Here is a 25986-nt window from a genome sequence, read left to right as displayed (position 1 = left end):
AAAATCGGCTAGGGACGCCGGACGGCGTCTTCGGCACCGTACCCCGCAGGAGTGACGGGTTTGGCGGCACCTTCGGCGGCCGCGGCGCCGTTCATGCCTTCCAGCAGGTGCTTGCCGATCAGCGCGTCGTCCGGCAGGGGGATCGGGTACTCCCCGTCGAAGCAGGCCGAGCACAGCCGGGATTTCGGCTGCTCGGAGGCCGCGATCAGGCCCTCCAGCGAGACGTAACCGAGCGAATCCGCGCCGATCGAACGGCGTACACCGTCCGCGTCGACGCCGTTGGCGATCAGTTCCGCGCGCGAGGCGAAGTCGATGCCGTAGAAGCACGGCCAGCGCACCGGCGGCGACGCGATCCGGACGTGCACCTCGAGCGCACCGGCCTCGCGCAGCATCCGGACCAGCGCGCGCTGGGTGTTGCCACGCACGATCGAGTCGTCCACCACGACCAGCCGCTTGCCGCGGATCACGTCCCGCAGCGGGTTCAGCTTCAGCCGGATGCCCAGCTGGCGGATGGTCTGCGACGGCTGGATGAAGGTCCGGCCCACGTAGGCGTTCTTGACCAGGCCCGAGCCGTACGGGATGCCGGAGGCCTGCGCGTACCCGATGGCCGCGGGCGTGCCGGACTCCGGCACCGGGATGACCAGGTCACCGTCGGCCGGGTGCTCCTTGGCCAGGCGCTTGCCGATGTCCACGCGGGTGGCGTGCACGCTGCGACCGGCGATCGAGGTGTCCGGCCGGGCCAGGTAGACGTACTCGAACACGCAGCCCTTGGGCTCCGGGGTGGCGAAGCGCGAGGACCGCAGGCCCTCGGCGTCGATCGCGATCAGCTCACCCGGCTCGACCTCGCGGACGAACGAAGCGCCGACGATGTCCAGCGCGGCGGTCTCGCTGGCGACCACCCAGCCGCGCTCGAGCCTGCCGAGCACCAGCGGGCGCACCCCGTGCGGGTCGCGCGCGGCGTACAGCGTCGATTCGTCGGCGAAGACCAGGCAGAACGCCCCACGCAGGGTGGGCAGCAGTTCCAGCGCGGCGGCCTCGATGCCGCGGTCGGCGGCCTGGGAGGCGAGCAGCCCGCAGACCAGGTCCGAGTCGCTGGACGAGCCGGTCAGCCCGGCGTGCGGCTTGAGCCCGGCGGCCACGGTGCGTTCGCGCAGCTCGGCGGTGTTGACCAGGTTGCCGTTGTGCGCGAAGGAAATGCCGCTGCCGGTGTCGGTGGTGCGGAAGATCGGCTGCGCGTTCTCCCAGATGGTCGCGCCGGTGGTCGAGTACCGGCAGTGGCCGACGGCGATGTGGCCCTGCAACGAGGACAGCACCTGCTCGTCGAACACCTGGCTGACCAGGCCGAGATCCTTGAACACGACGATCTGGCTGCCGTCGGAGACCGAGATGCCCGCGGCTTCCTGGCCGCGGTGCTGGAGTGCGTAGAGCCCGTAGTAGGCGAGCTTCGCGACCTCCTCGCCGGGTGCCCACACGCCGAAGACACCGCATTCTTCGCGGGGTTCCGGGTCGGGCTGGTCGGTTGGGGCAAGTCCAGTGTTCGACTGGTCGGATACCACCGAGGAGCTCCCTGGAGAAGTGGTCAGGCAGATTCAGTGTAAACGGTGATCGCGGCGATCCGCCGTGCTGCGCGCGGCATCACAGCGGCCGCCGCGTCCACTGTGTACGACGGCGTGCGGCGGGGCCGACCCGGGCACGCGGAAGCCCCGGGTGACCAGGTCACCCGGGGCTCGTGTGCGGCACGGGGGCTCAGGCGCTCGCGGGCAGCCACTTGGCCGCCCCGGCGCGTCCGGGCACCCAGCAACCCCGGCCGCTGTGCTCCGGCTCGGCCGCCGCGGGGCGTTCCGGCAACGCGAGCAGCTGGTCGATCACGGTGAGCGCCGAGCCGCTGACCTGCCACAGGGTGGTCCGCGGGGCGAGGATGTCCGGCTCCCCGCCGGGCATCCTGGTGGCGATCACGTCGTCCTCGGCGTGGAGCTGCACCACGTCGATGACGTCCTCGTGCGCGCGGATCCCGACCACGGCGAGCACTTCGCCCTCGGGACTGCGCGGGTGCACGAACTGGTAGCCGCGGTCGATGAGGCGCCGCAGCCCGGTCTCGGTGTCGCTGATCGGGGTCGCGGCGGCGTCCGCGAACTCACCTGAGGACATCGTCGAACTCTCCGTCCTTGGCGCCGGCCAGGAAGGCGGCCATCTCGGCCTGGGTGTAGACGAGGGCGGGCCCCGCCGGGAACCTCGAGTTGCGCACCGCGACGGAGCCGTCGGCCAGCGCGGCGACCTCCACGCAGTTGCCGAGCGCCCCACTGCGGGAGCTCTTCTTCCACCGCGCACCGGCGAGCAGGTCGGCACGCGTGCCGGTCGAACTCTGCGTCACCTCGGTCCCACCTTCCGGCCCTGTTGTCCAGCGGGTGCAAATGCACGTGCATTTGACTTGTGCCGATGACTTTAGCACGCGGCCACGCAGATGAGGATGCACGTGCAGCAATTAATGCACGCGTTCTCACTGAGTGAGGTCAGAAATTAACGAGCCCTCACGACGGTGTTAACAAAAGCTGAACTGGCCTAGTCGGCGACTACCGAGCGTGAATATTCAGAGGTCTGCGCGGATCTTCGCGATGGTGGTGCGGCTGCGCTCGGGAGTTTCCGCGTCGACCGCCAGCCGGTCCAGCGCCCGGCTGTACAGCTCGAAGTCGGCCAGCTTCTCCAGGTAGAGGGCGCCGGCGAGGTGCTCGATGTAAACGATGTTCGGCAGTTCAGGTTCGGCGAACCGCAGCAGCGTGAACGCGCCCTCGGCCGAGTAACCGCTCAGCCGGTACGGCACCACCTGCAGCGAGATGTGCGACATCGTGGTCATTTCGAGCAGTTTGTCCAACTGCTCCTTGAACACCTTTCGCCCGCCGATCGGCCGGTGCAGCACCGACTCGTCGATGACCGCCCACAGCCGCGGCGCCTCCGGGCGGTTCAGCAGCTTCTGCCGCCGCATCCGGATCGCCACGCGGCGCTCGACGTCGTCATCGCGCGACTCGGGACGGCCGTGGCTGACGATGGCGCGCGCGTAGTCCTCGGTCTGCAGGAGGCCGGGCACGAACTGCAGTTCGTAGGTCTGGATGCGCTGGGACGCCTCTTCCAGCCCGACGTAGTCGTCGAACCAGCGGGGCATCAGGTCGTTGTAGCGGTTCCACCAGCCCGGCTGGTTGGACTGCTTGACCAGCTCGACGAAGGCGGCGCGCTCTTCGGGGTCGTCGACGCCGTACATGGTGAGCAGGTCGACGACGTCGCGTTCCTTGAAGCCGACGCGGCCCAGCTCCATGCGGCTGATCTTGGATTCGGAGGCGCGGATGCTGTACCCGGCTTCCGCCCTGGTCACGCCCTCGCGCTCGCGCAGCCTGCGCAACTGGGTGCCGAGCACCATGCGGCGCGCGGTGGGCCCGAAGGACTCACCACTCGGCCCCTCGATCGAGGTCACTTGCGCTCCGCTCCCTGTTCACTCACACCAGCAGTGAGGCGACCACCCAACGTACATACCCATTGTGCACTGTCAAGCCCGCCCTCGTTTACCACCTGGACGTGCACCCTTACGCTACGTGGAACGTGTCCCAGTTCACAATCCCAGGAGGTCCCATGCCCGCCGGAACAGCTGCTTCGCCCGAACGCGCACCGGTGGGGGTGGACCCGACACGAGCGAGCATCGCCCGGGTCTACGACGCATTCCTGAACGGCAAGGACAACTACGAGATCGACCGCGAGGTGCTGCGGGGGGTGCAGCAGAAGGCGCCCGAGGCGCAGGACCTGGCCACCGAGAACCGCGGTTTCCTGATCCGGGCCTGCCGCTTCCTGGCGTCGCAGACCGGCATCACCCAGTACCTCGACCTCGGGTCGGGCCTGCCCACCGCGGAGAACACGCACCAGGTCGTGCAGCGGCTGGTCCCCGAGTCGACGGTGGTTTACGTGGACAACGACCCGGTGGTGCTCGCCCACGGGCGCGCGCTGCTGGAGGAGAACGACCGGACGCACCTGATCTCGGCGGACATCTTCCACCCGCACGAGGTGCTCGAGCACGCCGAGGTGCGCACCAACCTCGACTTCAGCCAGCCGATGGCGCTGCTGCAGGCGGGCACGCTGCACCACCACGTCGGCGACCCGGCCGAGCCGGCCCGGATCATGCGCGAGTACGTCGACGCGCTGGCCCCCGGCTCGTACGTGGCGATCAGCCACTTCCTCGATCCGGAGAACGAGCACAGCCCGATCGCCCGCAAGATGGAGGACGTGTTCGTGCACAGCCCGATGGGCTCGGGCACCTTCCGCACGCATAAGGAGCTGCTGGAGCTGTTCGGCGACCTCGAACTGGTCGAGCCGGGGCTGACCCGCTGCGCCGACTGGTGGCCGGACGGCCCGCGGATCAGACCGCTGAACCAGGTCCAGCACTGCATCGCCGGTGCCGTCGGCCGGAAGAGGTAACCCACCCGTCGCCCACCGCCACCCTCGACGGAGGCGCTCCGCGCCGCGGAATCAAAGCCGGACGATCGGCAACAGGTGGGCGAGGTCGGCGCGGCTACCCGACGCGCTGACCCGCCCGCCGTCGAGCGCGGCTGCCCAGTCGAGCCGCCCGGTGGCCAGTTCGAGCCAGGTGCGCGGATCGGTCTCCACCACGTTCGGCGGGGTGCCGCGGGTGTGACGCGGGCCTTCGACGCACTGCACGGCGGCGAACGGCGGCACCCGCACCTCCACCGACCGCCCCGGCGCGTCGGCGGCCAGCGTGCGCAGGCTCAGCCGGACCGCCTTGGCCAGTTCCGGGCGCGCGGGCTCCGGTCCGGCACCGGTCAGCCACGGCGCCACCGCGCCGACCGCGGCACGTAACTCAGCGGGGTCGACCGAACGCGAAGCGGGCATGCGCTCCACAGTAGAGTGGAGCACCACTCGGCTTGCCCGAAACCCAGTATTCGTCGAAGGGACGACATGGCGCAGCGCGATGACTCGGACCGGGCCACGGCCCAGGGCGCCCCGGTGACGGCACCCAAGATCACCGACGAGATGCGCGCGAACGCCAGGGCGAACCCGGACAGCTGGCTGTACGTGATCGACGAGGCCTTCGACCCCAAGGGCCCCGTGCCCTCGTGGGCGGTCGTCGGCGCCTACCCGGTGAACACCGCGGGCCAGGTGATCGAGGACTTCCACCCGAACGATCGCTACCGCCCCTCGCCCAAGGCGCTGGGTTTCCCCGAGCCGGGCAACGACCTGGAGCGGCTGCTGCAGCTGGTCCGCACCCAGCACCGCCCGGCCGCCGACCTGCCGCGGGTCATCCTCGATTCCACCCTGTTCGTCTACGCCCTCTCGCCGGTGCAACGCACGGTGATCGGCTTCCACAACACCGACGGCCGCGTGCTGGTGCCCGCCTACACCGCGAAGCACCTGGTGCCGAAGGACTGGCCGCACGCCCGCGCGGTGCTCGGCCGGGACATGGTCGAACTGCTCGCCGGTCACCCGGTGGCGATCAACCCGCACGAGGCCGTCACCGCCGTGGTGCCCGCCGAGCACCTGCTCAAGGCGCTCGCCGAGGAAGCCGCTGACCAGGGCTGATTCACTCGATCAAGCGACGCTCACCGAGCGAGGTCGCGGTGATGGGGGGATCGTCGGAAGTGGACGAACAGCCCCCCAACACGGCAGGAGCGTTGCCATGCGCCGATTTCCCTGTCTCGCGATCTGTGCCGGTCTCGCGCTGACCACCTTCACGGCGATCAGCGCCGTCCCGGCCGTCGCCGACTACTCGCTCGCGGAAGACAACCACGCCGGCTCGCAGATCGCCGCCGTGGAAGGCGTGCACGGGCTGCCCGACCACACCCGCTACACCGCCGAGGGCCAGACCCTCGGCCACGACGTGAGCGGGCACCAGGGCGCGGTCGACTGGAACGCCGCCGCCGGTGCGGGCGCCAAATTCGTCTACGTCAAGGCCACCGAGGGCACCGGGTTCACCAATCCGCAGTTCGGGCAGCAGTACAACGGCGCGCACGGGGTCGGCCTGATCCGCGGCGCCTACCACTTCGGCCGCCCCGACGTCTCCGGCGGCGCCGAGCAGGCGAACTACTTCGTGGACAACGGCGGCGGCTGGGCCGACGACGGCAAGACCCTGCCCGGCGCGCTCGACGTGGAGTACAACCCGTACAGCGACGACAAGTGCTACGGCAAGGACGCCGCCGGCCTGACCGCGTGGATCAAGGACTTCTCCGACACCTACGCGCAGCGCACCGGCCGCCCGCCGGTCATCTACACCTCCACCGGCTGGTGGACGAAGTGCACCGGCGACAGCACCGCGTTCGGCGGCTCGAACGCGCTCTGGCTGGCCCGCTACGCCCCGGAGATCGGGCCGCTGCCGGCCGGCTGGGCGTACCAGACCATCTGGCAGTTCGCCGACAGCGGGAGCCTGCCCGGCGACCAGAACTACTACAACGGCACCGAGGACCGCGTCGCCGCGCTGGCCCGCGGCTGACCCGTCCCGGGTTGCCGGGCGCCTACTCGAAAATTACTCACCGCGGATACATCTTTCCCGCGATTTCGTGACAAAGCCGACCCCGGTCGTCAACAATCAACGACCGGACGGCCACCTGCAGTGAGCCGTTCACCGCGAGGGTATATGTGAAGGGATTCCCCTATGTCCATGCGAAGAGAAAGCCGGGACCGCCGCAGCCGCCTGCACGGCGCGGTCGTCACCGTTGCGGCAGGCCTGCTCCTGCTCGGTTCGCTCGTCCCTGCAAGTGCGAGCACCTACAACGATGACACCGGCTCCGCCCCCGAGGAAACGGTCCCCGCGTTCATCGACGGCATGCCCGTCGACGAGTACGTCCGGACCTTCGACCACCCGCTGGGTTCGCAGATCCGCCGGGTGGAAGGCGACCACTCCACCGAGGAGACCAAGGCCGCCGCGCAGAAGGAACCGGCGGTCGGGCCCGGCGGCGTCCAGATCACCGCGAGCGTCGAGGGCATCGACGTCAGCGGGCACCAGGGCAACGTCGACTGGCAGTACTGGTGGAACCAGGGCAAGCGGTTCGCCTTCGTCAAGGCGACCGAGGGCACCGGCTACCAGAACCCGTACTTCACCCAGCAGTACAACGGTTCCTACAACATCGGGATGATCCGCGGGGCGTACCACTTCGCGCTGCCGGACCGCTCTTCCGGCACCGCGCAGGCGGACTACTTCGTGAACAACGGCGGCGGCTGGTCCGGTGACGGCAAGACGCTGCCGGGTGCGCTCGACATCGAGTTCAACCCGTACGGCGCGACCTGCTACGGCAAGTCCCAGGCGTCCATGGGCGCGTGGATCCGCGAGTTCCACGACCGCTACCACGCCAGGACCGGCCGCTGGCCGGTCATCTACACGAACACCAACTGGTGGAACCAGTGCGTCGGCTCGACCCAGAACTTCGGCGCCACCGTGCCGCTGTGGGTCGCGCGGTACAGCTCCACCGTCGGGCCGCTGCCGCACGGCTGGAGCTTCTACTCCTTCTGGCAGTACACCTCCACCCCGATCGACTTCAACCGGTGGAACGGGGACCAGGCCCAGCTGAAGAAGATGGCCACGGGCTGACAACCGGTCCCGGGGACCCGGCTCGTCCGGGCCCCCGGGCTCCCACCTGCGGTTTCAGCTGGGCTAAGGGCCTTCCAAGCCGATTTCGGTAGACCTTCGGGACGACATCCGCGGCGAAGTGGAAGGCAGCCCGATGACCTTTGTCGAACCGGAGGACGGCGGCGGCCGGAAACCGCCCACCGCGTTGCTGATCGGTATCGCCGCGGCCGTGGTGGTGCTCGCCGTGCTGGCCGTGACCGCGTTCGTCGCGCCCGGCTTCCTGCGCGGGGACCCCGCGCCGGTGGCTGGTGCGACCACCAGCACGCCGGTCCGGACCACTGAGCCACGCCCCACCGAGATGCCGGAGCCCACCCCCACCTCCGCCCCGGCGCCGAGCCCGGCGCAACCGGAACCCGCGCCGGGTGGGCGCGGTGGCACCGGCCCCGCCGATCCCGGCGTGGAGAAGGTGATCAAGGACTTCGTCGCCGCGTTGAACGCGGGCGACGCGGCCGGCGCGAAGGGACTGATGTGCGCGGGCGGCCGCGGTGACGACTCGGCCGTGGGCACGCTCGCCGCGCAGAAACCGTCGCTGGAGGTGAGCGGACTGCAGGCGAAGTCGTCGAAGGTGCTCACCGGGCAGGTCACCGGCACCGCGGGCGGCAAGCCGGTGGAAGCGAGCGTGACCGCGACGGCGGCGATCGGTGAAGCCTGCGTCGGGTTGTTCACCCTCTCCTGAGCTGGTGTTTCCGGCGAAGTGGCTCCCGTTCGGTCACGATCGGACGGGAGCCGCTGTGCTTCCGGCAGTCCCAGCCGGAAGAATGGGCCGCGCCACGGCTCGGACTGTGGTGAGATCCGACCCGGAACACCCGCTTTACGGAAGGCAGCCTGATGACCTACCCACCGCAGCCGGGGCAGCCCTACGGTGAGCAGCCCGATCCGTACGGCCAGGGCGGCTACGGCCAGCCGGGTCAACCGCAGTCCGGTGGTTTCCCGCAGCAGGGCCAGCCATACGGTCAGCAGCAGCCCGGGTACGACCCGTACGGCCAGCAACAGCAGCAGCCCTACGGCCAGCAGCCGCAGTACGGGCAGCAGCAGCCGGGCTACGACCAGTACGGGCAGACCCAGCAGTACCAGGGCTACCCGCAGGGTGGTGACGGCTTCGGCGGCGGCCCGCCGCCGAAGAAGAGCAAGACCGGGCTCCTGATCGGCCTGGCGGCCGGTCTGGTCGTGCTGATCGCGGTGGGCATCACCGGGTTCGTCGCGCCCGGCTTCTTCCTCAGCAAGGACGAGCCCACCGCGGCCGGGCAGACCAGCAGCGAAGCCCCCGCGCCCAGCAGCCAGAAGCCCAGCTCCGAGCCGTCCTCGCGCAGGCCGTCGGCGGACAAGCCGTCCTCCAGCAGCAAGCCGGCCCCCGGTGGCACCGGGGACGCCGCGGTGGAGAAGGTCATCCGCGACATGGTCGACAAGATCAACGCGGCCGACGCCTCCGGCGCGATGAGCTTCGTCTGCAAGGGCTCGGAGGGCTCCACCGAGTCGACCGTGCAGGAACTGGTGGCGAAGAAGCCGAACCTGAAGATCGACGAGGTCACCTCGGACACCCCGGGCACCGTGGTCGCCACGGCCACCGGTTCCGCGGGCGGCGACCAGGTGCACGCCACTTTCGGCGCGGGTGACCTCAGCACCGGCCCGTGCGTGGCCGCGGTGTTCGCTTTCTGATCCCAGTTGGCCCACGGCCTCGGCCGACCAGGCAGAATGCCGGTCAGGGGCAACGCGCACGGACTCGGGGAACCCGGACCTCCGTCACCGCGTCGCAGCTATGGGGCGCAGCTCGCGCACGCAGTAATCACGGAGGCTTGACATGACCTACCCACCTCAGCCGGGGCAGCCGTACGGCCAGCAACCCGACCCGTACGGCCAGGGCCAGGGCGGGTACCCGCAGTCGGGCGGCTTCCAGCAGCCGGGCCAGTACGGGCAGCAGCAGCCCGGGTACGACCAGTACGGCCAGCAGCAGCAACCGGGCTACGACCCGTACGGTCAGCAACAGCAGCAGGGCTACGACCAGACCCAGCAGTACCAGGGCTACCCGCAGCAGGGCGGGTACGGCGCCCCGCCGCCCCAGAAGAAGAGCATGGCCGGGCTGTGGATCGGCCTGGCGATCGGCGCGGTCGTGCTGATCACCGTGGGCATCACCGGGTTCGTCGCGCCCGGCTTCTTCCTCAGCGACGACGAGGGGCCCGAGGGCACCACGAACGCGATCGTGGCCGCGCTGAACACCCAGGACAAGACCGCCATGCAGGGGCTGATCTGCGCGGACGCCTCCGAGGTGGTCAAGGCCGTGCCGGACAACCTCGACGACCTGAGCGCGGCCCGGCTGGTCAGCGGGCCGACCAAGAAGTCGGACACCGAGTACGTGGCCACCGTCGAGGTGACCGAGAAGAAGGACACGACCACCCAGTTCGACGGCACCGTGGTCAAGTCGGGCGACAAGTGGTGCTGGAAGGCGCTCGGCGACGGCCCCACGACGGGCTCCAAGTCGGAGCCGACCTCCAAGCCGAAGACGAGCAGCAGCCCCAAGTCCTCTTCGTCGAAGCCCAGCTCCAGCCCCGGCGGGTCCGGCCAGTCCGACGGCAAGGCGCTGATCGACGACTTCATCAGCAAGGTCAACTCCGGCGACAAGTCGGGCGCGCTGGCGATGGCCTGCTCCAGCACCGCGAGCCTGCTCGAGACCACGGTCGGCTACGCGATCGAGGGCCAGGGCAACTACTCCGTCGCCTCGGCCCCGCCGGACGAGACGCTGGTGAGCGCGGACATCACCGGGACCGAGAGCGGACGTTCGGTGTCGGGCTCGGTGAGCGCGACGAACTTCGACGACGCCGGGTTCTGCATCAGCACCTTCTACGCCTTCTGATCGGCGTGCGGCGGGCGGTGCTGACGATCGCGCTCGCGGTCGTCCTGCTGGTGGGGATCAGTGTCTGGCTGCTGACCGACCCCAAGACCACCCGTGCCGACGCACTGCGCACGGGTGGTCTGGCCGGTGGGGCCATCGTCGCGTTGTACGCGCTGTGGCTCAACGACCGGCGGCGCAAGGTCGAAGAGGGCAGGCAGGAGATCGAGCGGCAGCGGCACGACCTGGAGAGCCGCCGGGCCGAGCGCGACCTGGAACGGGTAGCCGACGAGCGGTTCGCGAAAGCCGTCGAACTGCTCGGCGACGACGCGGACCAGGTGCGGGTCGGGGCGCTGCACGCGCTGGCCGGCCTGGCGCGGAACCGGCCTTCGTACCGGCAGACCGTGCTGGACGTGCTGTGCTCGTACCTGCGCCGCCCGTTCACCCACGAGGCCAAGGGCGCCGAGGTCGAGCAGGAAAGGGTGGTCCGGCAGACCGCCCAGCGCCTGATCTCCGACCTGCTCCCGGCCAGGGATGACGCCTCGGGTGAGGCGTACAACCTCGACCTGACCGGCGCCACCTTGGCGTACTTCAGCATCGCGCACCGCAAGGTCGGCGAGGTGACCCTGCGCTATGCCAAGCTCCACGAGTCGAACGCCTTCCACGACATGGTGGCCGAAGGTCCACTGTGGATGACCGAGGCCGAGGTGCACGGCCTGCTCCGCATGTATGACTCCCAGCTGGGCAAGGGCTGGTTCGGCGGCATCCGGTTCTCCGCCAAGGCCGACTTCCGGCGCACCGAGTTCACCGGCCCGGTCACCTTCCGGGGCTCGGTGTTCAGCGAGGAAGCGCTGTTCGAGGGCACCACCTTCGGCGAATCGCTCAGCCTGCACCGCACGAAGTTCGACGACTACGTGGACCTGCGGATCACCGCGATCCCGTCGTCGCTGGAGCTGTACCAGACCCTGGTCCGCCCGGACCGCGAACACGAGCTGCCGGACGGCCTCGAACTGCAGCGCCAGCCGAACGGCGACGTGCGGATCGTCGCCGCCCGGCCGGCCTGAGCATCAGTCGAACAGGGCCGGGAGCGTGCGCTCCCAGATCTCCCGCAGCTCGTCGAGGCCGAAGCTGGTCACGCCCTGGATCTCCAGCGCGCCCGACTCCGGGTCCACCACCCCGGTCTTGCGCCACGGCAGCCCGCGCGCGGTGCACATCTCGGTGAAGCGCAGTTCCTCGGTGCGCGGCACGGCGACCAGCACGCGGCCGGCGGACTCGGAGAACAGCTGCACGAACGGGTCCAGCTCGTCGTCGAGCACCACCCGGGCGCCGCACTGTCCGATGAGGACGGTCTCGACGAGGGTCTGCGCGAGACCGCCGTCGGAGAGGTCGTGCGCGGCGGAGACCATGCCGTCACGCGAACCGGCGACCAGGATCTCGGCGAGCAGCTTCTCGCGCTGCAGGTCCACCTTCGGCGGCACACCGCCGAGGTGCCCGTGCACGATGTGCGCCCAGGCCGAACCGTCCAGCTCGTCGTGGGTTTCCCCGAGCAGGATCAGCGTCTCGCCCGCCTCCGCGCCGATACCGGTCGGGATGCGGCGGCGGACGTCGTCGATGACGCCGAGCACGCCGACCACCGGCGTCGGCAGGATCGCGGTGTCGCCGGTCTGGTTGAAGAAGCTGACGTTGCCACCGGTCACCGGCACGCCGAGCTCGGCGCAGCCGTCGGCCAGGCCGTGCACCGCGCGCTCGAACTGCCACATCACGCCGGGGTCGGTGGGCGCGCCGAAGTTCAGGCAGTTGGTCACCGCGACCGGGGTGGCGCCGCTGGTGGCCACGTTGCGGTAGGACTCCGCGAGCGCCAGCTGGGTGCCCAGGTACGGGTCGAGGAAGACGAACTTGCTGTTGCAGTCGGTCGACACGGCCACCCCCCGGCCGCTCGACTCGTCGATCCGGATCACCCCGGAGTTGGCGGGCTGGGCCAGCACGGTGTTGCCGCGGACGTAGCGGTCGTACTGGCTGGTGACCCATTCCTTCGACGCCTGGTTCGGCGAGGAGATCACCTTGAGCACGGTCTCGTGGAGCTCGTCACCGGTCGACGGGCGTGCGAGCGAGGCGCTGGTGTCCGCCTGGAGCGCGTCCTGGGTGGACGGGCGCGCGTAGGGCCGCTCGTAGACCGGGCCCTGGTGCGCCACGGTGCGCGGCGGCACGTCCACCACGACCTCGTCGTGCCAGGTGATCACCAGGTGCTCGCCGTCGGTCACCTCGCCGATCTCGGTGGCGGTGACGTCCCACTTGGCGCAGACCGCCATGAAGGCGTCCACATCGGACGGCGCGACCACCGCGCACATGCGTTCCTGCGACTCGCTGGAGAGGATCTCCGCCGGGGTCATGCCCTCGGCGCGCAGCGGGACCCGGTCGAGCACGATGTGCATGCCGCCGTCACCGGCCGCGGCCAGCTCCGACGTGGCGCAGGACAGGCCCGCGCCGCCGAGGTCCTGGATGCCGACCACGAGCTTCTCCGCGAACAGCTCGAGGCAGCACTCGATGAGCACCTTCTCGGTGAACGGGTCGCCGACCTGCACGCTGGGCAGCTTCTTGCGGCCGGTGTTCTCCGAGAAGCTGTCGCTGGCCAGCACCGACACGCCGCCGATGCCGTCGAGGCCGGTGCGCGCGCCGAACAGGATGATCTTGTTGCCGGTGCCCGAAGCGTGCGCGAGGTGCAGGTCCTCGACCCGCATCGCGCCGACGCACAGCGCGTTCACCAGCGGGTTGCCCGCGTAGCTCTCGTCGAAGACCACCTCGCCGCCGATGTTCGGCAGGCCGAGGCAGTTGCCGTACCCGGCCACCCCGGCGACCACGCCGGGCAGCACGCGGCGGGTGTCCGGCGCGTCGGCCGGGCCGAAGCGCAGCGGGTCGGCCACCGCGAGCGGGCGCGCGCCCATCGCCAGGATGTCGCGCACGATGCCGCCGACGCCGGTGGCCGCGCCCTGGTAGGGCTCCACGTAGGACGGGTGGTTGTGGCTCTCCACCTTGAAGGTGACCGCCCAGCCGTCGCCGATGTCGACCACACCGGCGTTCTCGCCGATGCCCGCGAGCATCTTCTCCTGCATCTCGGGCGTGGTGGTCTCGCCGAAGTACCGCAGGTGCACCTTGGAGGACTTGTAGGAGCAGTGCTCGCTCCACATCACCGAGTACATCGCCAGTTCGGCGTCGGTGGGCCGGCGGCCGAGGATCTCGCGGATCCGGGCGTACTCGTCCTCGGCCAGGCCGAGTTCGAGGTAGGGCTGCGGCACGTCGGGCGTCGCCGCGGCGTGCTCGGTGGTATCGGTGCTGGTCACGGTGTCCGCGTTGGTGGAGGCCACGAGCCAGAGAATACGGGTGTGCTCGGGCGCACTCCGCCGGGTGGTCGGCGGAAAATCGGTCGCCCCGGGGCACCGGTCCCGCATACCGTCGGAAATCGTGCCCCCGAAACCCTATCCCGCACCTGACGTGCGGTTGCCCGAGCGGCTGACCCCGTCGCGGTACCTGCTGGCGGTGTTGCGGTCACGCCCGTGGCTGGCCACGGGGGCGGCGGTGCTGGGCGCGGCCTGGCTGGTGCCGCTCGCCATGCTGCCGCTGGTGGTCGGCCGGGCGATCGACGCGGGCATCGCCCGGGCGAACACCAGCGAACTGGTGTGGAACGTGGCGCTGGTGGTCGGGCTGGGTGTGCTGCAGACGGTGTTCGGCGCGGGCCTGCTCTTCGTCGCGCACGGCATGTGGCTGCACGCCGCGTCCACCACCCAGCGCCTGGTTTCGCACCACACGCTGCGGCTGGGCGCTTCGCTGCGCGGGCAGGCGGACACCGGCGACATGATGGCGATCGCGTCCTCGGACGAGAACCGGGTGGGCGCGATCTTCGAGGTGTTCGGCCGGGTGCTCGGTGCCGTGGTCGCCTTCCTGACCGTGGGCATCGTGCTGCTGGGCACCTCGCCGCTGCTCGCCGCGGTGGCGCTGGTCGGCGTGCCGCTGGCGGTCGCCGGGATCGGGCCGTTGATCGCGCCGCTGCAACGTCGTCAGGAGGCGCAGCGCGAGGACCTGACCACGGTGAACGCGCTGGCCGCTGACATCGTTTCGGGCCTGCGGGTGCTGCGGGGCGTGGGTGGTGAGCGGCAGTTCTCGAAGCGGTTCGCCACGGCCAGCCAGCGGGTGCGCGAGCAGGGCAACGGTGTCGCCAGCAGCACGTCGTGGCTGGTCGGCGCCGAGGTGCTGCTGCCGGGACTGGTCACCGTGGCGATCACCTGGCTGGGCGCGCGGCTGGCGGTCGCGGGCACGATCACGGTCGGCGAACTGGTCGCCTTCTACGGCGCCTCGGCCTTCCTGATCATCCCGGTGAGCACCGCCACGGAGGCGGCAGGCACGTTCTCCAGCGCGATGGTGGCTTCGCGGAAGGTCTGCAAGATGCTGGGCCTGCGGCCGAAGCTGGCCGACCCGCCCGAGCCGATCGCGCTGCCCGACGGGCCACTGGAACTGCACGACACCGAATCGGGTTTCACCGCGGTCGCCGGGAAGCTGACCGTGGTCGAGACGAAGGACGCCGAAGAGTTGGCCGCCCGGCTGGCGCGGTTCACCGACGCACTCGAGCCGGTGCTGGTGTCCGGGGTGGAGATCCAGCGCGCTTCGCTGGCCGAGGTGCGCTCGCGGGTGGTCTGCGCGCACAACCAGGACGTGTGGTTCTCGGGCGTGCTGCGGGAGCAGATCGTCACGCCGGGCGCGATCACCGTGGAAGCCGCGCTGACCGCGGCGGACGCCGACGACATCGTGGACGCGCTGCCGCTCGGGCTCGACGAGCTGATCGGCGAGCGCGGCCGGGAGGTCTCCGGCGGGCAGCGGCAGCGGCTGAACCTGGCCAGGGCGCTGGCGCTGGACGCCGACGTGCTGCTGCTGGACGAACCGACCTCGGCGGTCGACGCGCACACCGAGGCACGCATCACCGAACGGGTGGCCGAGCTGCGGCGCGGCCGGACGACCGTGGTCTTCAGCCAGAGCCCGCTGTGGCGGGCCGTCGCCGACGAATACGTGAACAAGGAGAAGGAACCGTGCAGCTGAAGCTGCCGCTGGCCGACGTGGCGCAGGCCCGCGGCTGGGCGATCGGCACGATGAAGGCGTTCCGCCGGGACTTCGTGCTGGTGATCCTGTTCTTCTGCCTGGCGGGCGCCGCCGGGCTGGTCGGGCCGCAGCTACTCGGGATGCTGGTCGACTCGGTGACCGAGGGCGGCGGGCTGTCGCTGGACCTGCTGGCGCTGGTCTTCGTCGGCATCCTGGTGGTGCAGGCCGTGCTGAAGAAGGCGGCGAACCGGCGGGCGGGGCTGCTGGGTGAGCGGGTGCTGGCGAAGACCCGCGAGGAGTTCGTCGACGACGCGCTGAAGCTGCCGCTGGGCACCGTGGAGGCGGCGGGCACCGGTGACCTGCTCAGCCGCGCGACCTCCGACGTCGACAAGGTCGACTACGCCATGCGGTACGCCGTCCCGGAGATCACCGTCGCGCTGATCACGGTCGTGCTGACCGTGGTGGCGATGGTGTTCACCTCGCCGCTGCTGGCGCTGGGGCTGCTGGTCGCCGTGCCGGTGCTGTACCTGCCGACGCGGTGGTACTGGCGGCGGGTGCCGTCGACCATCGAGAAGATGCTGGACGCCTGGGGTGACGTGCAGTCGGGGCTGCACGAGTCGACCGAGGGCGCCCGGACCGCGGACGCGCTGGGCCTGGTCGAGCGGCGCCTTGCCGAGGGTGACCGCCGGCTGGCGCGGGCCGTCGACGAGGAGCGTGAGCTGCGGAAACTGCAGGTGCGGTGGGCGCCGTGGCTGGAGTTGTCGCAGGCGTTGCCGGTGGGCGCGATGCTGCTGATCGGGGCGTGGGCGTACACGCAGGGTGAGGTCGGGCTGGGCACGATCACCACGATGGTGTTGTACGTGCAGATCCTGGCGGGTCCGCTGGACGAGCTGCTGTGGTGGATGGAGGACGTCCAGGTGTCGGCCACGGCACTCCGACGGGTGATCGGCGTGCGGGGCGCGGCTTCCGTGGTTCCTCCTGGCTCTGCCGTGCCATCGGGTACGGAGATCGAGGTCCGCGACGTCCGGTTCGGGTATTCGGCGGACCGGGAGGTGCTGCACGGGATCACCCTGTCGATCCCGCGGGGCCAGCGGCTGGCGATCGTCGGCCCCTCGGGCGCGGGAAAGTCGACGCTGGGTCGGCTGCTGGCAGGCATCGCGACACCCGACTCGGGTTCGGTGACCATCGGCGGCGCGGAGGTCTCGCAACTGCCGGAGGACGTGCTGCGGGGTGAGGTCCTGCTGTTGACGCAGGAACACCACGTGTTCGCGGGCACCCTGCGGGAAAACCTGACGCTACCTGCGGGTTCGTGGTCGGATGCCGCCCTGTTCGACGCCCTGGACTCGGTGGGCGCGGGCCCCTGGGCGCGGGCCCTGCCGGAGGGCCTGGACACCAAGGTCTCCCCGGCCTCGGTGCCCGCCGCCATGGCGCAGCAACTGGCGCTGGCACGCGTGGTGCTGGCGGACCCGCACACCCTGGTCCTGGACGAGGCCACGTCCCTGCTGGACACCGGCTCGGCGCGGGAGCTGGAACGCTCACTTTCCCAGGTTCTGGCAGGTCGGACGGTCATCGCCATCGCACACCGGCTGCACACCGCCGCCGCGTCGGACCGCGTCGCCGTCCTGGACGGCGGCACCATCACCGAACTCGGCAGCCACACCGACCTACTGGCCGCCAACGGCCCCTACGCCCGCCTAGTCCAAACCGCCACCCCCTAACCCCACCCCCACGCCCCCGAGTTGCACACTCACGCACCCGAACCCCACGTTCACGCACGCGAGTTGCACACTCGCGCAGCCGAACCCGACGTTCAGGCACCTGAATCCCACACTCAGGCAGCCGAACTCCACACTCGCGCAGGCGAGTTCAACATTCGCGCGCCCGAACACGCCCGCGTCGAGAATGTGGGGCTCAACGTCCCGAATGTGGAACTCGCCTGCCCGTAGCCTTCCCGCCCTGTCACGAATGTGGCTTTCGAGACGCCTAACGTCCCGAAAGCCACATTCGTGACAGGCGCCGCACACACTGGAACCCTTACCGCGCCGGGGAAGCATCCCGAACGTGAATGTGAAGTTTGTGCCATAACCGTTGCTGCGCACGGTAATCAGCCACAATCACCCGTCTGCGAATGTGACTTTTGTGCCGCTCCGGGACCTGGAAAACCGTTGCAACTCAACGGATCCGGCTTCGCCGCTCCACATCCCGTGTTTGTCGTGATCGAGAGTGGCATGTGCCACTATTGATCAGACGAGAGGGGGCGTGGAGATGGTTCGACGACGGAATCAGCAGGCCTTCGTCCGGTTGATCAGGAGCAACCGCGACGTGGGCACCGTGATGATGCGGCTGGTCAGGGAGATCGACGAGGCCGAGTTCAGTGCCGCTGAGCTGCGGGAACTCGCCGATCTGCTGGCCGGGCTCGCTGAGGAGGCGCGTGAGCGCGCCGGGCGGATCGAAGGGGCGGGCAGGTGAGCGGCATGGGGGTCGACCCGGACTTCGACCAGGCGTTCCGCGACGCGCTCGGCGAGCGGCTCCGGCTGCTCAGGCGAGCTCGACAGCTCAGACGGGAGGAGGTCTGCGCGATGCTGCACAACGACCTGTCGATCGGCACGCTGGGCAGCTACGAGTCCGGCGCCCGGCGGTTGACGGTGTCACGGCTGGTGGAGCTGTGCGAGGTCCTCGGCACGACCGCGCACGAGGTGCTCGCCCAGGTTCACCGCGACCTGCGGCGCCCGGAGCTGAGTCTCCGGGTGCGACTGAAAGTGATCACCCAGACCCAGGACCCGGAGCTGGGGCCGCTTCAGGCGTGGGCGCTGGCGAGAGCCTCGGATGAGCACGCGGCCCCGGACCCGATGATCGAGATGGACGAGGTCACCCTCCGGCAGGCAGCCGTCCTGTGCGGCATGACCCCACTCCAACTCCTGCGCCGACTCCAATTGCTCGCGCCGGAAAGCGAAGGCATCCGGCACAACTCGGATATCTGAATGTGGGACTCGGCTACGGGAGTGCGGAACTCGACTGCCCGAGCGCGCGACTCAGCTGCATCAACGGGGGGCTCGCCCGCCCGAGAGTGGAATTCAGCTTCCCCAACGTAGAACTCGGGTGCCTGAGTGTGGAACTCGGCTTCCCCAACGTAGAACTCGGGTGCCTGAGTGTGGAACTCGGCTTCCCCAACGTAGAACTCGGCTACCCGAGCGTGAGACTCGGCTTCCCCAACGTAGAACTCGGCTACCCGAGCGTGAGACTCGGCTTCCCCAACGTAGAACTCGGCTACCCGAGCGTGAGACTCGGCTTCCCCAACGTAGAACTCGGCTACCCGAGCGTGAGACTCGGCTTCCCCAACGTAGAACTCGGCTACCCGAGCGTGAGACTCGGCTGCCTCAATGTGGATCTCAGCTGCCTCAGTGCGGAACTCGCTTGCGCGAACGTAGATCTCAGCCGCTGGAACGCAATGCCCCAGCGCGGATTCAGGTGAGCGAACGTGAGGCTCGCCTGCCCCAGTGTGCAACTCGGGTGCCTGAACGCGGAACTCGGCTGCCCGAGCGTGCAACTCGGGTGCCTGAACGCGGAACTCGGCTGCCCGAGCGTGCAACTCGGGTGCCTGAACGCGGAACTCGGCTGCCCGAGCGTGCAACTCGGGTGCTTGAACGTGGGGTTCGGGTGCGCGAGTGTGGGGTTCGGGGTGGGTTAGCGGCGGGGGCGTGGGGGGCGCCAGACGACCAGGGCGGTTTGGTTTCGCATGGGGACCAGGTCTTTGCGGTACGAGGCGTGTACCGCGGCGGCGGCTTGTTCGGCGGCGGCGTAGGCCGAGGCGAGTTCTTCGGTCAGTTCGGCGACCCGCGAGCGCAGGGCGTCGACCTCGTTTTCGAGGTCGATGATCCGTTTGATCCCGGCCAGGTTGACGCCCTGCTCCTGCGAGAGCCGTTGCACCTCGCGCAGGAGGGCGATGTCCCGCATGGAGTAACGCCGACCTCCCCCGGCCGTGCGGCCGGGGGAGACCAGGCCCTGGCGGTCGTAGGACCGCAGGGTCTGCGCGTGCAGCCCGGAGAGCTGGGCCGCCACGGAGATCACGAACACCGGGGTGTCCTCGTCCTGCGGCACGCCACCCGGCAGCGAAGAACCGAACATCTCAGCTCCGTTCCCTGATCAGGGCGGTGATCTCCGGACGCGGGTCGTGCTGTGCGGAGGCCTCCGCGTAACTCTCCAACGCCGCCCGCGCCTGGTCGTCCAGGCGGGCGGGCACCGCCACCTGCAGGGTGACCAGCAGGTCGCCCTGGGTGCCGTCTCGCTTGGTGATGCCCTTGCCGCGCACCCGCAGCACGCGCCCGCTCGCGGTGCCGGGCGGCACCTTGACCGAGACCTTGCCGTCGAGCGTCGGCACCGTGATGGTCCCACCCAGCGCCAGTTCGGTGAAGCTCACCGGCACGGTGATGGTCAGATCATTGCCCGATCGGCCGAACACCGCGTGCGGTGCCACGTGCACCCGGACGTAGAGGTCACCCGGTTGCGCGCCGCCCCGGCCCGGTTCGCCCTGCCCGGCCAGCCGGATGCGCTGGTCGTCGTCGACCCCGGCGGGGATCCGGACGGTCAGCGTGCGGGTGCGGGTGCTGATGCCCTCGCCACCGCACTCACCGCACGGGTTGTCGATGATGGTGCCGCGGCCGCGGCAGTCCCGGCACGGCTCCGAGAAGGCGAACGCCCCCTGGCTCCGGCTGACCAGCCCCGACCCACCACAGCTCCCGCAGGTCCGCGGCGTGGTGCCCGGCTTGGCGCCGTTGCCACCACAGGTGCCGCAGGTCGCCGGGCTGGACAACCGCAGCGGCAGGGTCGCGCCCTTGACCGCCTCGACGAAGTCGATCCGGACGTCGGTCTCCACGTCGGCGCCCCGCTGCGCGCGGCTCGCCGTGGCACCGGCGGCCCCGCGACGGCCGAACAGGCCGCCGAGGATGTCACCGAGGCCACCGAAACCCCCGCTTTGCCCGGCGGCGTTTCCGAAGATGTCGCCGAAGTCGTTGCCACCGGCTCCGCCTCCGGGAAACCCGAAACCCCCGGGGCCGCCCGACCCGAAAAGGCGCCTGGCCTCGTCGTACTCCTTGCGCTTGGTGCCGTCGGACAGCACGCCGTACGCCTCGGACACGGCCTTGAACTTCTTCTCGGCCTCCGCGTTGCCCGAGTTGGCGTCCGGGTGGTTCTCCTTCGCCAGCTTGCGGTAGGCCTTCTTGATCTCATCCGCGGAGGCGTCGGAGGAGACGCCCAGTTCGCGGTAGAAATCCTTGCCGATCCACTCCCGAGCACTCATCGGGCGTCTCCTCCCTCCGGACTTCCGTCAGCGACTGTTCTCATCAAGGGGCAGCTCACCGGACTGCGTGGCGTCCAGCTCCGGGGCCGATTCCGGCGCGACCTCAGCCGAAGCCGAAGCCGCGGCCGAGCCCGGAACCGAAGACGGAGCCGCGGGTGCCTCGCCGGGCTCGTGGTCGGTCACGCCGACCAGCGCCGCCCGCAGCACCCGGTCGCCGAAGCGGTAGCCGCGGCGCATCACCAGGGTCACCGTCGGGCCGGCCACCTCGGACGAGGTGTTGTGCTGCACCGCCTCGTGCACGCTCGGGTCGAAGGGCTCGCCCTCCGCGCCGAACGGCTCGAGCCCGGCCCGCTGCAGGCTGGCCACCAGCTTGTCGGCCACCGCCTTGAACGCGCCGGTGAGGTCGCCGTGCTGGTCCGCCCGCTCGAGGTCGTCGAGCAGCGGAAGCAGGTCGCCGACCACGCCGGCCTTCGCGGCGTTGACCACCTGCTCGCGGTCGCGGTCCACCCGGCGGCGGTAGTTGGTGTACTCGGCCTGCAGCCGCTGGAGGTCCGCGGTGCGTTCCTCCAGCTGCTTCTCCAGGTCGGACACCGGCTCCACCGCCGCGTCCACGATGGTCTCCCCGAGCGAGGGCCCCGCGTGCTTGCCCGCCACGGGCGCTTCCTCCTCTTCGAGCACCGGCTGCTCACGCAGCTCACCGGTCACCGGGTCGATCTTGCGGCGATCGCGCACCACGACTCGCGGCTCCTCTGGTTCTTCACCGATCCCGTGCCGGGGACCCTCGGAGTTTTCGCGATTCGCGTGGGTCACTTCTTCTCGCCCTCCGCGCCCTTCTTGTCGTCCTCGTCCACGATCTCGGCGTCGACCACGTCGTCCGCCTTGGCCGAAGAGGACCCAGCCGAAGCACCCGCGTCACCACCGGCCGCGCCGGCGGCCTCCTGAGCGGCGTTCGCGTTGGCGTAGAGCGCGGTGCCCAGTTCCTGCGAAGCGGTGTTCAGCTTCTCGATGGCCTCGCGGATCTTGGCCGAGTCGGTGCCCTTGAGCGCCTCGTTGGCCTCGTCGATCGCGGTCTTGACCTTGCCCTTGAGCTCGTCGGGCAGCTTGTCCTCGTTGTCCTTGACGAACTTCTCGGTCTGGTAGACCAGCGTCTCGGCCTGGTTGCGGGTCTCCGCCTCCTCGCGGCGCTGCTTGTCCTCCTCGGCGTGCGCCTCGGCGTCCTTGACCATGCGCTCGATGTCGTCCTTCGGCAGCGCGGAGCCACCGGTGATCGTCATCGACTGTTCCTTGTTGGTGCCCAGGTCCTTCGCGGTCACGTGCACGATGCCGTTGGCGTCGATGTCGAAGGTGACCTCGATCTGCGGCACGCCACGCGGCGCGGGCGGCAGCCCGGTCAGCTCGAACATGCCGAGCTTCTTGTTGTGCGCGGCGATCTCCCGCTCACCCTGGAAGACCTGGATCTGCACCGAGGGCTGGTTGTCGTCCGCGGTGGAGAAGATCTCCGAGCGCTTGGTCGGGATGGTGGTGTTGCGCTCGATGAGCTTGGTGAACACCCCGCCCTTGGTCTCGATGCCCAGCGACAGCGGGGTCACGTCGAGCAGCAGGACGTCCTTGACCTCGCCCTTGAGCACGCCTGCCTGCAGCGCCGCGCCGACCGCGACGACCTCGTCCGGGTTCACGCCCTTGTTCGGCTCGCGGCCGCCGGTCAGCTCCTTGACCAGGTCGGAGACCGCGGGCATGCGGGTGGAACCACCGACGAGCACCACGTGGTCGATGTCGCCGACGGCGACCCCGGCGTCACGGATGACGTTGTTGAACGGCTTGCGGGTGCGCTCGAGCAGGTCCGAGGTGATCCGCTGGAACTCGGCGCGGGAGAGCTGCTCGTCGAGGAACAGCGGGTTCTTGTCCGAGTCCACGGTGATGTAGGGCAGGTTGATGCCCGCGGAGTTCGAGCTGGACAGCTCGATCTTCGCCTTCTCGGCCGCCTCGCGGATGCGCTGCAGCGCCATCTTGTCCTTGGTGAGGTCGATGCCGTTGGAGGCCTTGAACTTGTCGACCAGCCAGGTGACGATGCGCTCGTCCCAGTCGTCGCCACCGAGGTGGTTGTCACCGGAGGTGGCCCGCACCTCGACCACGCCCTCGCCGATCTCCAGCAGCGAGACGTCGAACGTACCGCCACCGAGGTCGAAGACCAGGATGGTCTGCTCCTTCTCGCCCTTGTCCAGGCCGTAGGCCAGGGCGGCCGCGGTCGGCTCGTTGACAATGCGGAGCACGTTCAGCCCGGCGATCTGGCCGGCTTCCTTGGTGGCCTGCCGCTGCGCGTCCTCGAAGTACGCGGGCACGGTGATCACCGCGTCGGTGATCTCCTCGCCGAGGTAGGACTCGGCGTCGCGCTTGAGCTTCATCAGCACGCGCGCGCTGATCTCCTGCGAGGTGTAGGCCTTGCCGTCGATCTCGGTCTTCCAGTCGGTGCCGACGTGCCGCTTCACCGAGCGGATCGTCCGGTCGACGTTGGTGACGGCCTGGTTCTTCGCGGGCTGCCCGGTCAGCACTTCGCCGTTCTTGGCGAAGGCGACGATGGACGGGGTCGTCCGCGAACCTTCCGAGTTGGCGATGACCGTCGGCTCGCCGCCCTCCAGGACGGCGACGACCGAGTTGGTCGTACCGAGGTCGATGCCGACCGCTCGCGCCATGGTTCGTTCCCTCTCTCTGTGCTTCTGGGTTCGTGCGCCCGCCGTGGTTGAGCGGTGCTCACTCAAGTTCTAACCGGAGCCCCGCCACTTGGTCAACCTGGACTTGAGTGGAGGGGGCTCAACCTTTCTGCTGGCTCAACGTACCGGGTCCGCCGGTTGTTCCCGGCAGGTGCCACCGATTTCCGCGAGCACGCCGTCGACCAGGTGGTCCGCCCAGCGTCGCACCCGCTGCCCCCTGCGCAGCGGGTGCGACGAGCACGGTCAGGCCCCGTGCGGCCGCCGGCTCAGGCGGTGCGGACCGTCACGTCACCGGCCGACGCGTCGACCTCCAGCGCGTGCGGCGCGTCGGCGGTGGTCGGCACCGAGATGTGCGTCTCGCCCGCCTTGGCCTCGGTCCGCACCCGGTACACGCCCTGCGGCACGGTGACCGTCACGTTCCCCGCGCTCGCCTTCACCTTCGCGTCGGCCACCGTGGCCAGGCCGATGTCGACGTTGCCCGCCGAGGCCTCGACCTGGGCCGACCCGGCGAGCTGGTCGAGCACCACCCGCCCGGCCGCCGCGCGCACGTCGGTCGCCCCGGCACCGGTGATGGTCACGTCCCCCGCCGCGAGGCTGCCGGTGACCGGCAACGCGGCCGGGATGACCACGTCGTAGTTCACCGAGCAGTGGTCACCGCACTTGTCGAGCACGAGCGTGTCGCCGTCGACCCGGTGCGACCGCCCCGGCCGGTCACCCCGGTAGTGGACCTCGCGCCGCAGTGAGACCGGCGCCCCCTTCTCCACCCGGATCTTCACCTCGCCGGCGGGCACGTCGAACCGCACCTTGGTGATCTGCTCCGGCACCGGCGTGCCGTCGCTGAACGAGTCCTCCGGCGTCATCGAGGCGCACCCCGTCAGCGCCAGCGCCGACACCGCCACCCCGGTCAGCGCCCAGCCTGCTTTCCCCATTGCCCCAGATCCCCTTTTCGTTCGGTCAGGCCTGGCGGACGGTGACGTCACCGCTGTCGGTGTCCAGCTGCAGCAGCACGGACGCGCCGCTGCCCCCGGTCGGGATCGAGATGTCCCGGTCCCCGCTGTCGCTGCTGCCCTCCACCCGGTACGAGCCCGTCGGCACGGCCACCTCGACGTTCCCGCTGTCGGCCTGCGCGCGGACCTCCTGCGCGGCGGCCATGGTCAGCTCGACGTCCCCGGAATCCGCGTCCGCCTCGACCCGGCCCTTGATGCCGGTGCCGGTGATGTGCCCCGAATCGGCGGTGGCCTTCACCGCGTCGCCGATGTCGGCGAGCGTGATGTTCCCCGAAGAAGCCTGCACGGTGACCGGGCCCGGCACGTTGCGCACCTCGACGTTGCCGGAGTCGGCGCTCACGTCCGCGCTGGCCACACCGGTCAGCACGACCTCGCCGGAGTCGGCGTGGCCGGTCACCGCTGTCCCCATCGGCACGACCACGTCGTAGTCCACCGAGCACCAGTTGCCGCAGTCGGCGAGCACCAGCTCGTTCCCCTCGACCGAGTAGCTCCGGCTCGGCTCGCCCCAGCGGTAGTCGAAGCGCTGGACGACCGTGCTCTCCCGCACGTCCGCGGTGCGGATGTGCACGCTGCCCGAGTCGGCCGCGATCCGCACCCGCTGGACCGGTTCGCTGACCTGCGCCGTTGCCTCGCTGGTCGAGGGCCACCACCACCCCAGCCCGATCGCCGCTCCGGCCACGATCAACGCGATACCGCCGATGGCTAGCCCAGGCCGCGCCATTGAGTCCTCCCGATGCAGGTTTCTTCTGTGCACAAAGTTAGGGCTCGGACGGCCCCCGGTACATCGGGGTGAACCCCCGGACTTCCCCGGGGGTTGTCCCTACCCCTGCCCGGGGTGCGCCGCGCCGATAGCCTTTGGCGGTAGCCCACGTAGGAGGAGGACTGGAATGCCTCAACCGCCCAACCCGTACGACTTCCTGCCCGAGGTGCCGGAGTTCACCGTGCGCAGCGCCGATCTGGCCGAAGGCGCCGCGCTGGCCACGCCGCAGCTGAGCGGCATCTTCGGGGCCGGCGGCGACGACGTCTCGCCGGAGCTGTCGTGGGAGGGCTTTCCCGCGGAGACCAAGAGCTTCGCGGTCACCTGCTACGACCCCGACGCCCCGACCGCCAGCGGGTTCTGGCACTGGGCCGTGTTCAACATCCCGGCCACGGTGACCTCCCTGCCGACGGACGCGGGGAAGAACCCGGAACCCGCCCCCGGCGCGGTGACCCTGAAGAACGACGGCGGCCTGAACCGCTTCCTCGGCGCCGCCCCGCCGCCGGGACACGGGCCGCACCGGTACATCTTCACCGTGCACGCCGTGGGGGTCGAGTCGCTGGACATCCCGGACAGCTCGACGCCGGCCTTCCTCGGCTTCAACCTGTTCTCGAACACCGTCGCCAGGGCGCACCTGACCGGCACCCACGAGAACAAGGGCTGACCCGGTGCCGTGAATGTGGCTTTCACGGCG

At 70.0% G+C, this 25986-nt stretch carries 26 protein-coding genes; 14 read left to right on the top strand and 12 right to left on the bottom strand.

Translation table 11 applies throughout. The annotated features are described in order from the left end of the window. Window positions 1–8: 8 nt before the first annotated feature. From purF to JOM49_RS07385, 4 genes are all read right to left on the bottom strand, one after another. The gene (gene purF / locus JOM49_RS07400) at window positions 9–1556 is read right to left on the bottom strand and encodes an amidophosphoribosyltransferase (RefSeq protein ID WP_209663593.1); all 1548 of its coding nucleotides are present in this window, start codon (window positions 1554–1556) and stop codon (window positions 9–11) included. A 190-nt stretch (window positions 1557–1746) separates the two neighbouring features. Next, window positions 1747–2148 (bottom strand): hypothetical protein, encoded by a 402-nt coding sequence (locus JOM49_RS07395; RefSeq protein WP_209663592.1) that lies wholly within the window; start codon window positions 2146–2148, stop codon window positions 1747–1749. Continuing rightward, on the bottom strand, window positions 2135–2371 hold the full coding sequence (locus JOM49_RS07390; RefSeq protein ID WP_209663591.1) for a DUF397 domain-containing protein: 237 nt from the start codon (window positions 2369–2371) through the stop codon (window positions 2135–2137). The genes JOM49_RS07395 and JOM49_RS07390 overlap by 14 nt, the downstream gene beginning before the upstream one ends. A gap of 216 nt (window positions 2372–2587) precedes the next feature. Next, window positions 2588–3463 (bottom strand): Sco1979 family transcriptional regulator, encoded by an 876-nt coding sequence (locus JOM49_RS07385; RefSeq protein WP_498034482.1) that lies wholly within the window; start codon window positions 3461–3463, stop codon window positions 2588–2590. Window positions 3464–3618: 155 nt separating this feature from the next. Between JOM49_RS07385 and JOM49_RS07380 the strand changes: the two genes are divergently transcribed. Next, window positions 3619–4455, top strand: a complete 837-nt coding sequence (locus JOM49_RS07380) for an SAM-dependent methyltransferase (RefSeq protein ID WP_245369252.1) — start codon at window positions 3619–3621, stop codon at window positions 4453–4455. A gap of 51 nt (window positions 4456–4506) precedes the next feature. Here JOM49_RS07380 and JOM49_RS07375 read toward each other — a convergent pair whose 3' ends face one another. Beyond that, on the bottom strand, window positions 4507–4887 hold the full coding sequence (locus JOM49_RS07375) for a sterol carrier family protein (protein ID WP_209663590.1): 381 nt from the start codon (window positions 4885–4887) through the stop codon (window positions 4507–4509). Window positions 4888–4953: 66 nt separating this feature from the next. On the opposite strand from JOM49_RS07375, the gene JOM49_RS07370 reads away from it, so the two are divergent. From JOM49_RS07370 to JOM49_RS07340, 7 genes are all read left to right on the top strand, one after another. Next, window positions 4954–5574 (top strand): type VII secretion system-associated protein, encoded by a 621-nt coding sequence (locus JOM49_RS07370; RefSeq protein ID WP_209663589.1) that lies wholly within the window; start codon window positions 4954–4956, stop codon window positions 5572–5574. A 97-nt stretch (window positions 5575–5671) separates the two neighbouring features. Beyond that, a complete protein-coding gene (locus JOM49_RS07365) occupies window positions 5672–6481 on the top strand; it encodes a lysozyme (RefSeq protein WP_209663588.1) in 810 nt (269 codons plus the stop codon). Between the two features lie 162 nt (window positions 6482–6643). Then, complete coding sequence (locus tag JOM49_RS07360) at window positions 6644–7576, top strand: lysozyme (RefSeq protein ID WP_372443981.1); 933 nt, start codon at window positions 6644–6646, stop codon at window positions 7574–7576. Between the two features lie 133 nt (window positions 7577–7709). Continuing rightward, window positions 7710–8291, top strand: coding sequence for a hypothetical protein (locus JOM49_RS07355; protein ID WP_209663587.1), 582 nt, complete (start codon window positions 7710–7712; stop codon window positions 8289–8291). Window positions 8292–8443: 152 nt separating this feature from the next. Beyond that, window positions 8444–9271 carry a flagellar basal body-associated FliL family protein gene (locus JOM49_RS07350; RefSeq protein WP_209663586.1) on the top strand — a complete coding sequence of 276 codons (828 nt, stop codon included), beginning with the start codon at window positions 8444–8446 and terminating at the stop codon, window positions 9269–9271. A 142-nt stretch (window positions 9272–9413) separates the two neighbouring features. Next, window positions 9414–10463 (top strand): hypothetical protein, encoded by a 1050-nt coding sequence (locus tag JOM49_RS07345; RefSeq protein ID WP_209663585.1) that lies wholly within the window; start codon window positions 9414–9416, stop codon window positions 10461–10463. Window positions 10464–10468: 5 nt separating this feature from the next. Next, the gene (locus tag JOM49_RS07340) at window positions 10469–11503 is read left to right on the top strand and encodes a pentapeptide repeat-containing protein (protein ID WP_308158679.1); all 1035 of its coding nucleotides are present in this window, start codon (window positions 10469–10471) and stop codon (window positions 11501–11503) included. A gap of 3 nt (window positions 11504–11506) precedes the next feature. On the opposite strand, the gene purL is transcribed toward JOM49_RS07340, so the two are convergent. Then, window positions 11507–13777 carry a phosphoribosylformylglycinamidine synthase subunit PurL gene (purL, locus tag JOM49_RS07335; RefSeq protein WP_372444212.1) on the bottom strand — a complete coding sequence of 757 codons (2271 nt, stop codon included), beginning with the start codon at window positions 13775–13777 and terminating at the stop codon, window positions 11507–11509. 151 nt (window positions 13778–13928) lie between these two features. On the opposite strand from purL, the gene JOM49_RS07330 reads away from it, so the two are divergent. The 5 genes from JOM49_RS07330 to JOM49_RS07310 all read left to right on the top strand — a co-directional run bounded on the left by JOM49_RS07330 (window position 13929) and on the right by JOM49_RS07310 (window position 18996). Next, on the top strand, window positions 13929–15524 hold the full coding sequence (locus tag JOM49_RS07330) for an ABC transporter transmembrane domain-containing protein (protein ID WP_209670929.1): 1596 nt from the start codon (window positions 13929–13931) through the stop codon (window positions 15522–15524). A gap of 50 nt (window positions 15525–15574) precedes the next feature. Further along, on the top strand, window positions 15575–17242 hold the full coding sequence (locus tag JOM49_RS07325; RefSeq protein WP_209670927.1) for an ABC transporter ATP-binding protein: 1668 nt from the start codon (window positions 15575–15577) through the stop codon (window positions 17240–17242). A gap of 547 nt (window positions 17243–17789) precedes the next feature. Continuing rightward, window positions 17790–17993 (top strand): hypothetical protein, encoded by a 204-nt coding sequence (locus JOM49_RS07320; RefSeq protein ID WP_209663583.1) that lies wholly within the window; start codon window positions 17790–17792, stop codon window positions 17991–17993. Between the two features lie 5 nt (window positions 17994–17998). After that, window positions 17999–18505, top strand: coding sequence for a helix-turn-helix domain-containing protein (locus JOM49_RS07315; RefSeq protein ID WP_245370024.1), 507 nt, complete (start codon window positions 17999–18001; stop codon window positions 18503–18505). 128 nt (window positions 18506–18633) lie between these two features. After that, window positions 18634–18996 (top strand): hypothetical protein, encoded by a 363-nt coding sequence (locus JOM49_RS07310; protein WP_209663581.1) that lies wholly within the window; start codon window positions 18634–18636, stop codon window positions 18994–18996. 212 nt (window positions 18997–19208) lie between these two features. Here the strand turns inward: JOM49_RS07310 and JOM49_RS07305 are convergent, their stop codons facing one another. The 6 genes from JOM49_RS07305 to JOM49_RS07280 all read right to left on the bottom strand — a co-directional run bounded on the left by JOM49_RS07305 (window position 19209) and on the right by JOM49_RS07280 (window position 25256). Next, window positions 19209–19649 (bottom strand): heat shock protein transcriptional repressor HspR, encoded by a 441-nt coding sequence (locus JOM49_RS07305; protein ID WP_209663580.1) that lies wholly within the window; start codon window positions 19647–19649, stop codon window positions 19209–19211. Between the two features lies 1 nt (window position 19650). Beyond that, the gene (gene dnaJ, locus JOM49_RS07300) at window positions 19651–20820 is read right to left on the bottom strand and encodes a molecular chaperone DnaJ (RefSeq protein WP_209663579.1); all 1170 of its coding nucleotides are present in this window, start codon (window positions 20818–20820) and stop codon (window positions 19651–19653) included. Window positions 20821–20847: 27 nt separating this feature from the next. Next, entirely contained in the window at window positions 20848–21585 is a 738-nt protein-coding gene (grpE, locus tag JOM49_RS07295; protein WP_209670926.1) for a nucleotide exchange factor GrpE, read from the bottom strand. A 41-nt stretch (window positions 21586–21626) separates the two neighbouring features. Continuing rightward, window positions 21627–23510, bottom strand: coding sequence for a molecular chaperone DnaK (gene dnaK / locus JOM49_RS07290; protein ID WP_209663578.1), 1884 nt, complete (start codon window positions 23508–23510; stop codon window positions 21627–21629). A gap of 284 nt (window positions 23511–23794) precedes the next feature. Further along, window positions 23795–24457 carry a DUF4097 family beta strand repeat-containing protein gene (locus JOM49_RS07285; protein WP_209663577.1) on the bottom strand — a complete coding sequence of 221 codons (663 nt, stop codon included), beginning with the start codon at window positions 24455–24457 and terminating at the stop codon, window positions 23795–23797. A gap of 25 nt (window positions 24458–24482) precedes the next feature. After that, complete coding sequence (locus JOM49_RS07280; protein ID WP_209663576.1) at window positions 24483–25256, bottom strand: DUF4097 family beta strand repeat-containing protein; 774 nt, start codon at window positions 25254–25256, stop codon at window positions 24483–24485. 166 nt (window positions 25257–25422) lie between these two features. Between JOM49_RS07280 and JOM49_RS07275 the strand changes: the two genes are divergently transcribed. Beyond that, window positions 25423–25956, top strand: a complete 534-nt coding sequence (locus tag JOM49_RS07275) for a YbhB/YbcL family Raf kinase inhibitor-like protein (protein WP_209663575.1) — start codon at window positions 25423–25425, stop codon at window positions 25954–25956. The last annotated feature ends 30 nt before the right edge of the window (window positions 25957–25986 follow it).

The organism is Amycolatopsis magusensis (assembly GCF_017875555.1).
GTDB lineage: Bacteria > Actinomycetota > Actinomycetes > Mycobacteriales > Pseudonocardiaceae > Amycolatopsis > Amycolatopsis magusensis.
Note: the sequence above shows the minus strand (reverse complement) of the source record. Positions and strands in the feature narration are given on the sequence as shown.